Origin of the sequence: Methanohalobium sp. (assembly GCF_018609725.1) — an archaeon.
Classification (GTDB): Archaea; Halobacteriota; Methanosarcinia; order Methanosarcinales; family Methanosarcinaceae; genus Methanohalobium.
In genome coordinates this window covers 1-9,835 of sequence record NZ_JAHENT010000028.1, presented here as the reverse complement: position 1 = coordinate 9,835, position 9,835 = coordinate 1, and the positions used below count along the sequence as shown (strand labels likewise).

Here is a 9,835-nt window from a genome sequence, read left to right as displayed (position 1 = left end):
ATCTATGGTTTCCTCTGTTGTAGCTGTAGCCACATCCCTTGTCATAAAATCCTTTACAATATGATATTTTTCCTGTGCTACCGCTTTTGATATATCCCATGCAGTAACAATACCAACCAGTTTGGAATCTTCTGATACTACAGGAAGATGGTCGAAAGTACTTTCCATTATCTTTTTTGCAGCCTCATGGAAAGAACTGTCCTGCTGGATGGTAACAACATTTCTCGCCATTATTTCTCCAACAAGTGGTTTTTTCATGGTCTGTTTCATTGGTTTGAATACACCCTTGTTGGGCAGTCTATGTACAGGTTCGGTAACAAAGAAATCGCCGTTTTTAATCCGGTCTTTACATTCTTCAGCAATTAGTCTTGCAGTTTTAAAACTTGAAAGCGGTGATGTAGCAACCTCTGTACCGTTTAGGTCTACATAACCGGATTTTAGTTCTGCATAGGTTACTTCCCTCAATTTGGGACGGTCTCTGCTCTGTACTCCATAATCCAGTATATTTGTAATGATATCTTCATCTCTGACGGCTGTATTTTCTGCAATTCTTTCGTTAAGAACCGGTATAGGTACTCCTATACCCATATACAATGAAGTTCCATAACCGTAAAAACTCGAACCACGAACGTAATCAGGATTCATGTCTTTAAGATTGCCCTGTACCATCAGAGTGCCGAAATTAACTTCCGGGTTGTGTTGGGACCCCTCTCCAACAACATAACCCTGAGCACCACCTATAAATATTCGTGTACCGGTTCCTATAGTTTCATAATTTGGGTCATTTGATAACGGAGAAAGGACACCAGAACCTGAATAGGTAATATTTCCATGATTTGGAAGTAATGTACCCATGTATGTATGTAATGTGCGGTTTGTGCTGTTTGTAGCTACATTGTATTTCTGGAATCCATTTCGGGGGTTGACCATAGTGGTCTGATTTAAATCGTTGATATTTAATGTAGTATCCAGTACTTTTAAAGGATAACAATCAGTACCATAGGATTTTGCATGCACATCTATAGATTTTCCACTTATGAGGTCTTCAATAACATGGGCTCCCCCATATTCCATGCCGGCAGTTTCTGACAATTGAGTGGAACCTATATATGCATCAACAGCTGCAAGCCCTGCATAAGCTTCTACATCGTTTAGCCAGATTTTCTGGAATTTGATAGGTGGTTCTGCATGACCAAAATTTAAAAATGCACCAGACGAGCACATGGCTCCAAATGTTCCAGTAGTAACAACATCCACCTCTTGTGTAGCACCTTCTGTACCGAGTTCTGATACGATATCTACCATCTCTTCGGCAGTAACAACATTAACACTGCCGTCTTTGATTTTATTGTTAATTTCTTCAATTGACTTTTCAACCATGAAGCTACCTCTGTAATAATACGATAATTCGCGACATTGTATTTTTAGAATAACTGTATGATTAATTATATAGAACTACTTATAAAAACAAAGTCAAACCAATTAAAAGTTATGTATTTTAAGTAAGTCAGGTGAGGGTTTTATAATTTTTTATTATTATATTTAAACCACACCCACCCAACTACAGGAGGAACCCAGCAAAGATTTGCAGCGATGGTTTCAAGCGCAGTATAGATTTGGTTGGTAGGGCTGAATCCGATGATACGTGCTAATAGCAATCCTATCGGAACAATTATTATAACAATAAGGCTTGATACCATAACCGGATGATTTATGTATTTTTTTATGCCTTTTAACCATGAACTTTCCGACCTTTTCAGATAATATAATCCAGAAATGTTTGCACCTATCTGGTCACTTAAAGCGTAAAAATAGGGTATATAAAAACCTTCTACGCCATAGATATTAACACCTGCAAGATGACTAAAAAGGTCGATTATCCATGGAACACTCATTCCTGAAAGTTTACCCCATCCATACGCTTCTGAAATAGAACCCAAAGCCCCGCTTAACCTCTGTTTAATCGAATATATACCTTCAAAGATGCTTTCTCCTTCTCCGGAAAAAGTACGAACCATCCATTGACCCAAAGGATTTTGTTGGTAACCATAATAATCCAGTAAACTTCCCAGTATAATGCCTATAAGATAACCGGGTATTGTGTACTTGATTAAATCTGAAAATTCATTTTTGTAACCTTTCTCAGGTATATTTTCCATATTTAACTGATTTTAGTAACGTCTTGATTAAATTTTTTACTGTTGTAGTTTTTGTTAATCCATAAATTTATTAATTCTTGGAAGTCTTTATTGAAACTCTGTAAAGGTGATCTTTTGACAAGGGTACTGGCAACTGGAACATTTGACCTTCTCCATCCGGGACATTTGCACTATATAAGTGAATCCCGTAAACTCGGTGATGAATTATATGTAATCGTTGCAAGAGAATCCATGATAAAACATAAACCAAAACCTGTTATTCCTGAAAATCAGCGTGTAACAATGGTAAATTCGTTAAATTTAGTGGATAAAGCAGTGCTTGGAAGTGAAACCAATATATATGAACCGATAAAGAATATAAAACCAGACATCATAGCAATCGGTTATGACCAGAAATTCAGCAGTGATTCAATCGAGAAAAATCTGGAAGAACTGGGAATTAATGCGAAGGTGGTTCGCATTAATAAATTAAGTGATTGTTCACTGTGTAGCAGCGGAAAAATTATTGATAGAATACTTGAACGTTATTGCTAATTATTCAAGCACAGATTTTATACGCTCAAGACCTTCTTGTATTCTATCTTGAGATGTTGCATAGGATATTCTTATAAAGTTTTTACCACTTGGTCCAAATGCTGACCCGGGTGTTACTGCAACATGAGCTTCTTTTAATAATTCTTCAGCCACCTCATCTCCAGTACCAAATTCACTGACATCAGCGAACGCGTAAAAAGCTCCTTGTGGTCGGTTACATTTAATTCCCAATGAATTAAGGCCATCAACCAGTATATCTCTTCTTGCTCTAAATTCGTTCACCATTTCATAAACAGGCTCCTGTGGCCCATTCAGGGCGGCGTAGCCCCCGTGCTGTACAAAGGTTGTTGCACTGCTTACGGAATGGGATTGGATTTTAAGCAAATTATTGAATATATCAGGATGTGCGCAGACATATCCAAGCCTCCAACCTGTCATGGCATATGATTTGGAAAAACCGTTTACTGTAATGGTACGATCCTGCATGCCATCCATCGAACCGATGCTGATATGCTCTCTGTCATAGATGATTTTTTCATAGATTTCATCTGAAAGTACAAACAAGTCATGGTCGATTGCAATGTCTGCAATATTTTCAAGGACATCTTTTTCATATACACTTCCTGTCGGATTACATGGGCTGTTTACAACAATCATTTTGGTTTTATCGGTTATGTATTCAGAAATGTTATAGGGTTTGAAATCATTGTCTGGATCAGTTGGTACCCATACAGGATGTGCTCCTGCCATTTTTATACAGGGTTCATATGAAACCCATGCAGGGTCAAACAGGATAGCTTCATCGTCTTGATCAAGAACCGACATCATTATTTCAAAAATAGCCTGTTTGGCGCCGGGGGTAACCAAAATATTGGATTCATCTGCACCCAATTTATTCTCATTTTGTAATTTTTCAGCAATAGCAGATTTTAAATGGGGAATTCCTGCAGAGGGTGCATAATGGGTTTCTCCATTATACATAGCATTTGCTGCAGAATCGCAGATGTGTCTGGGAGTATCAAAATCAGGTTCTCCCAGACTAAAACTTATAACATCGATATTTTTTTTGCGTAACTGATTTGCAAGGTTTGCGATTCTAATCGTTTCAGACTCTTTTACACGTTCTACCCTTGAAGATGCCATCAAAAACTCAAAACTCAGTCTTATATTTAACTTTAATTATTTTATAGACGCTGTACAAGTTTTACTGCAGACTCTACAGCCCTTTTAGAATAATCCAACCTTTCATGTGCTTCCATACGGGTCATACCTGGACCGGCTATCCCGAGAGTTACCGGTTTATTGTATTCCAGTGACAGGTCGGTTATTTTTCTTGAAGCATGCTGTACAACGATTTCATCATGTTCAGTAGACCCTTCTATAACTGCACCAATTGTTACTACAGCATCGATGTCATCCTGCTCACAGAATTTTTTAATTGCAAGGGGCATATCATAAACACCAGGAACAAGGATTTTATTTTTAACCTCTGCCCCGAGAAATTCTGCGTGTTCTTTTCCCAGAAGCTCCATCTGATAGGTAAGGTCTCTGTTGAATTCAGCAATAACAAATCCCAGATTAATACTCATATATTATCTCCATTTTTATTTTATTACGAAATTGGGGCAACAGGGGGTACGTAAAAGCCAACGGTTTCTGACCGTTGGATGAAACGGCCCCTTTGATTATTTTAATCATTAATTTTTAATTGTAGTATAGCATATATAATTTTATAGATACAGCAATGCTTTCAGTGTACAGTTGTTTTGAGCAAGCTGCCTGATGTAAGACGTTGTTCAGTCGGTTGTTTGTGTATCATTAGGCCCCATCCAAGTATTGCTTGGTGTCGAGCACAAACGATGAATGCAGACAGTGATGCATCGTACGGGATTACTAGCGCCTCGCAAGTGGCAACGTCAAGATGGATGGCGACCACAGAACCCCAAGGATTTATCCGTTGGGGTACGTCAGATACCTAAAGGTCCTACATCTTCAAAACCCTGTCGTTGTCCCGTGCCTGCTTCTTTTATGAGTTTTTTAGGTTTATACAGTAGTTTGACAACATTTATCGCATGTTCACGTGCACGATTTTCCATAAGGTGTGCCAGTTCTTTTTCATTTGCCGCTTCATCTTCGTGTACAAACACTTCAATTATGTGCCTGTTTGTCATAAGTTGTGCCTGAATCAAACCCTGGGATGCCTGGTTGGCACACATTTTATCTTTTTCTGCAGAACCAGGCATACCAAGAGCTATAACAATGTCACATCCCTGCTCCTCAAGGAGTTTCTTGGATGCTACTGGGAGGTCTTTTATTCCCGGTACAGTAATTCTTACAGTTCTTGAGGATGCATTTTTATTGATTTCATCAAGTGCGACGCTTCCCATGTCAAAGCGTGCAAATGTTGTATCTACAATCCCTATGGTAGCCATATTATCTTATTATAAAGAGTCCAAAATATCGTTTGCAGCATTAATACCTGCACCTACCTCAGATATTATACCTCTTTTGTGGAGTATAGTTTCAAGTTCCTGAATTGTAATAAGTATATCTCTAGATGTCAAGTTGCCCATATTGCCGATTCTGAATATTTTATTCTTAAGCCTTTCCTGTCCGCCCACAATAACGATACCTCTCTCAAGCATATCTTTTTTAATGTCTTCACCACTGACACTTTCAGGAGCGCTCATAGCAGAGACAGTATTTGAATACTGAGTATTTTCATCCAGTATTGGATACATTTCCAGACCTATTGCATCCATAGCGCTGCGAACTGCTTTTGAGTACGTTCTATGACGGTTGATTCTATTATCTACGCCTTCCTCATTCACAATATGCAGAGATTCCTGTAACCCATAGAACAGCGGTAATGCAGGTGTGTAAGGTGTCTGTGTTTTATCTTTATCAAGGCTTTCTTTATAGGCTTCAAGGTCGAGATAATACGGTTTATTATCTACATTCTCCATTGCTTCATATGCTCTATCGCTTATGGATACCATGGACATACCAGGAGGAGCACCTATACATTTCTGGGAACCGGCAATTGCAATGTCAACTCCCCAGTCATCAACTTTGACCTCGTCTCCTCCGATGGACGTTATTCCATCCATTATGAATAGAGCATCATATTTTTTGGTAAGTTTGCCGACTTCTTTAGCCGGATTTAGTACACCTGCAGACGTCTCATTATGTACCATTGCAACAGAAGTTGCTCCTTCAGCAAGTAAATTTTCTACTTTATCCAAATCTACGGGTTCTCCCCATTCAGATTCAACAGGTAATGCGTTTCCATACCTATCTGCTATTAATTTGAACCTTTCACCGAACTTACCATTCTCTATTGTAATGACATTATCATTGTCGTTGGTTGTGCATCCGATGGCGGCTTCCATCCCTGCACTGCCAGAGCCGCTTATAACAGAAATATCATTTTGTGTATTGAATACATCTTTTAGAATATTACAGCAATCATCATAAATTTCTGCGAATTCGTCACCTCTATGATTTATCATTGGTTTTGACATAGCTCTTAATATTCTTGGTGCAACTGGTACTGGACCAGGCATCATTATTAACTTGTCTTCAAAATTCATGTTATTCTCCTTTTAATTTCTGTTATGTATTGGTTCTATAATGGATTTACCTAATATATAATTGTAGCCAAATTTATCGGTTTTAGTAAAAAACTTAACTATGTAATAATTTCATCAGGTCATGTTTTGTGATTATTCCTGTGTATTTACCGTCATCCATTATCAAAACAGCCGAGAATTGTTCAAACATATTAAAAACAGCGTTTATAAAAGTTTCAGGGGATATTACCGGAAGTGGACTCATCATAACATCACGGATTTTCATTTCTGAAATAGCGTTTATCTTGTTATCAGTCATAACTTTTAAAATCATGTCTTCAGATACGCTTCCAACACAAGACCAATCCTCAAAAACTGGTATCTGTGAATAACCATGTTTTTCCATAATATTAACTGCATCATTAATTGTTTTGTCAGGTGAAATATACACTACATCGGTATGCATTATATTTTTAGCTAAAAAATTTTTGTTTTCAGCTTTTTGAAAGGCATCATAGATTTTTTTGACTGTGGATAAACGAGGGTCAACATCATTTGACTCTATACGTGCAATTAGAGGTTGACTTACACCTGTCATTTTAGCCAGTTCATTCTGAGTAAATCCAAGTTCATTTCTTTTTCTTTTAAGATTCTCTGCTGTGGGGAATATCATATGGATTGTTTTTGTTAATAGCGATATTTAAGTAATTGGTTTTTTAGAATCAGATAAAAAGAAATGAAACATCCACTTTAATGAGGATGTGGTCAATTATTGTTTAGACATATACATTTTCTATTTCTTCTGCTTTTTTAGTTCTTAGTTTGCCCTTTATACGTTCATAGTATTTTACAACTTCAGATGTTACAGAAGGTCCTATTTCCTCTATGGCTTTCAGGAAGTGATTCTGTTTAACATTTTCTGCCATTATATCTTCTCTCAATGCAAACCTTCCTGCTTTTTTACAGATTGCGGCAATATCTGCTCCAGTGTATCCTTCGGTCTGTGCAACCAAATCATCAATACTGACATCATCTGCCAGTTCCATTTTACTTATGTGTACTTTAAGAATTTTTAGACGTGCTTCTTTATCTGGTACAGGTACCATTATAAGTTCATCAAATCTTCCTGGTCGCAATAGTGCAGGGTCTACAATATCTGGTCTATTGGTTGCACCTATAACCACAACACCTCTTAATTCCTCAAGGCCATCAAGTTCTGAAAGGAGCTGGTTTACAACACGTTCTGTTACCTGTGGTTCACCTACTGTAGACCCGCGTACAGGTGCTATAGCATCCAGTTCATCAAGGAATATCACAGTAGGTGCTACCTGTCTTGCACGTGAAAAAACTTCTGCGATACGTTTTTCTGATTCACCGTACCATTTGGACAATAAGTCACTACCTTTGGCAGTGATAAAGTTGGCATCTGATTCATTGGCAACAGCTTTGGCAAGCATGGTTTTACCGGTACCGGGTGGTCCATACAACATAACACCCTTTGGTGCTTCAACACCTATGCGTCTGAAGGCTTCTGCGTTTTTCAGAGGCCATTCTACCGCCTCACTAAGCAATTCTTTAAACTCATCAAGTCCGCCAACATCATCCCATGTAATATTTGGTATTTCAATCATGATTTCACGCATGGCAGATGGGCTGACATCTTTCAATGCGTTATCAAAATCCATTTTGGTGACCTGAAGTTGGTCAAGTACTTCTTTTGGAATTACCGGTTCATCAAGGTCTATTTCGGGCAATATCCTTCGAAGAACACCCATTGCAGCTTCACGGGACAATGAAGCTATATCGGCACCGACAAATCCATATGTAATCTCTGCCAGTTTATTAAGGTCTACATCTTCTCCAAGTGGCATTCCCCTTGTGTGAATCTGCAGAATTTCCATCCTTCCTTCAGTGTCAGGAACGTGAAGTTCTATTTCTCTATCAAATCGCCCAGGTCTTCTCAAAGCGATGTCTAGAGCTTCGGGTCTGTTAGTAGCTCCAATTAATATTACGTTTTTACGTTCTTTCAGCCCATCCATCAATGAGAGTAACTGTGCAACCACCCGACGTTCCACTTCACCGGTTACTTCTGCTCGTTTTGGAGCAATTGAATCAAGTTCGTCAAGGAATATAATAGCTGGGGTGTTTTTCTCGGCTTCATCAAAAACCTCACGTATACGTTGTTCTGATTCACCATAGAATTTTGACATTATTTCTGGTCCATTTATTGATATAAAATAGGCATCGGATTCATTGGCAACAGCCCTTGCTAGCAGTGTTTTCCCAGTTCCCGGTGGTCCTCGAAGCAATACACCTTTTGGAGCTTCAATACCCAGACTATCAAAAAGTTCGGGGTGTTTTAGTGGAAGTTCTATCATTTCTCTGATTTTTACAACAGCTGGTTTAATACCACCCAAGTCTTCATACATGACACTTGGTATGTCTTTTTCGGGGAGCACTTCTACTGATTCTGGTAGTAATTCAACCTCTGTTGAATCAGTGATTTTAACGATTCCAGAAGGAGAGGTGGATACAATCTGTATTTTAACTTCACCAAGACCAAAAGAAGATGAAAACATATCCTGGAAGAAATCTTCATACATCATACCCTTGTCATATGTATCTTTTGGTTTCCTTACGTTAGTTGTTGATATAAAATCTCCTTTTGAAACAGTTCGGTTTTTAAAAATAGACCGTAATATTTCTGCAGGGGCGTGAATACGAACGCCCTTTGTAACAGGGGCTAGTGTTACATGTTTTGCTTCTTTCCATTCTGCTTTTTTTACTGTTATGTTGTCGCTTATACTTGTTTTGGAATTTGAGCGTATAAGTCCATCCATACGGATTATATCCTTACTACTATCAGCTGGAAATTCACGTCGAACTATTGCAGAGGTAGTACGCCTCCCTCTAAGTTCTACAACATCATATTCTCTAACACCTATTTTATCTCTTGAAGCCTTATCAATGCGAACCACACCTTTACCCACATCATTCTGGTTAGCTTCAGCAACTTTTAATTTGATAGATTTTACATTAGAGTTTTTATCCATTGAATCTCCCCCTTTCTCTAAATATATACGGTTGAAACATTAAAAAATGCAATAACCTTGGTATATATCAGAGTAATAATACAATAATTATTTACTCATTAATTTTTAAACCTTTGGTTTAAGGTTAGCACTAATACAATTAGTTAAACATGAACAAGCTGCAATATAGATGGCATATCACAAGAAAATCATAATTAATAGGGTTGTGCAAGAATAATTAATGTATGGATCAGTAACGATATTAAAAACACTGTTAAAAAAATGCCCACTTACATGGTAAATGTTTTTATATTTATCTTTTTGTTTTGCAGCAAAAATTATTGTTAAAAAAGAAAGAGTGGTATAATAACCACTGATAATTTAGAAAACCAATCCAAGGTCTTCCAGTTTCTTCTTAGCACCCTGGTAGACATTTACGTATTCATCAGTAGGTGTGATGGTAGAAATGTCATAGCACTCCTGGAAGGTCTTGTCCTCTGGAAGGTTTCCGTAGTCGCCTTCGTACATACCGACAAGT

Annotated in this window: 10 protein-coding genes; 1 reads left to right on the top strand and 9 read right to left on the bottom strand. The window is 37.9% G+C overall.

Annotation, left to right across the window (positions count from 1 at the left end):
• Both QZ276_RS01620 and QZ276_RS01615 read right to left on the bottom strand, forming a co-directional pair.
• A partial coding sequence (locus tag QZ276_RS01620; RefSeq protein ID WP_292484683.1) for a homocysteine biosynthesis protein occupies window positions 1–1,380 on the bottom strand: 1,380 nt, incomplete at its 3' end.
• Between the two features lie 140 nt (window positions 1,381–1,520).
• On the bottom strand, window positions 1,521–2,159 hold the full coding sequence (locus tag QZ276_RS01615; protein WP_292484681.1) for a hypothetical protein: 639 nt from the start codon (window positions 2,157–2,159) through the stop codon (window positions 1,521–1,523).
• A gap of 90 nt (window positions 2,160–2,249) precedes the next feature.
• Between QZ276_RS01615 and QZ276_RS01610 the strand changes: the two genes are divergently transcribed.
• On the top strand, window positions 2,250–2,693 hold the full coding sequence (locus QZ276_RS01610; protein WP_292484678.1) for an FAD synthase: 444 nt from the start codon (window positions 2,250–2,252) through the stop codon (window positions 2,691–2,693).
• On the opposite strand, the gene QZ276_RS01605 is transcribed toward QZ276_RS01610, so the two are convergent.
• From QZ276_RS01605 to QZ276_RS01575, 7 genes are all read right to left on the bottom strand, one after another.
• A complete protein-coding gene (locus QZ276_RS01605) occupies window positions 2,694–3,836 on the bottom strand; it encodes a pyridoxal phosphate-dependent aminotransferase (RefSeq protein WP_292484676.1) in 1,143 nt (380 codons plus the stop codon).
• A gap of 41 nt (window positions 3,837–3,877) precedes the next feature.
• Window positions 3,878–4,282: a 6,7-dimethyl-8-ribityllumazine synthase gene (gene ribH, locus QZ276_RS01600; RefSeq protein WP_013194516.1), complete on the bottom strand. Its 405-nt coding sequence runs from the start codon at window positions 4,280–4,282 to the stop codon at window positions 3,878–3,880.
• A 378-nt stretch (window positions 4,283–4,660) separates the two neighbouring features.
• On the bottom strand, window positions 4,661–5,125 hold the full coding sequence (ribC, locus tag QZ276_RS01595; protein ID WP_292484671.1) for a riboflavin synthase: 465 nt from the start codon (window positions 5,123–5,125) through the stop codon (window positions 4,661–4,663).
• A gap of 9 nt (window positions 5,126–5,134) precedes the next feature.
• Window positions 5,135–6,286: an alanine--glyoxylate aminotransferase family protein gene (locus tag QZ276_RS01590; protein ID WP_292484669.1), complete on the bottom strand. Its 1,152-nt coding sequence runs from the start codon at window positions 6,284–6,286 to the stop codon at window positions 5,135–5,137.
• Between the two features lie 94 nt (window positions 6,287–6,380).
• A complete protein-coding gene (locus tag QZ276_RS01585) occupies window positions 6,381–6,938 on the bottom strand; it encodes a CBS domain-containing protein (RefSeq protein ID WP_292484667.1) in 558 nt (185 codons plus the stop codon).
• 103 nt (window positions 6,939–7,041) lie between these two features.
• Window positions 7,042–9,318: a CDC48 family AAA ATPase gene (locus QZ276_RS01580; RefSeq protein WP_292484665.1), complete on the bottom strand. Its 2,277-nt coding sequence runs from the start codon at window positions 9,316–9,318 to the stop codon at window positions 7,042–7,044.
• A 360-nt stretch (window positions 9,319–9,678) separates the two neighbouring features.
• On the bottom strand, window positions 9,679–9,835 hold a 157-nt coding region (locus QZ276_RS01575), incomplete at its 5' end, for a monomethylamine:corrinoid methyltransferase (protein ID WP_292484685.1).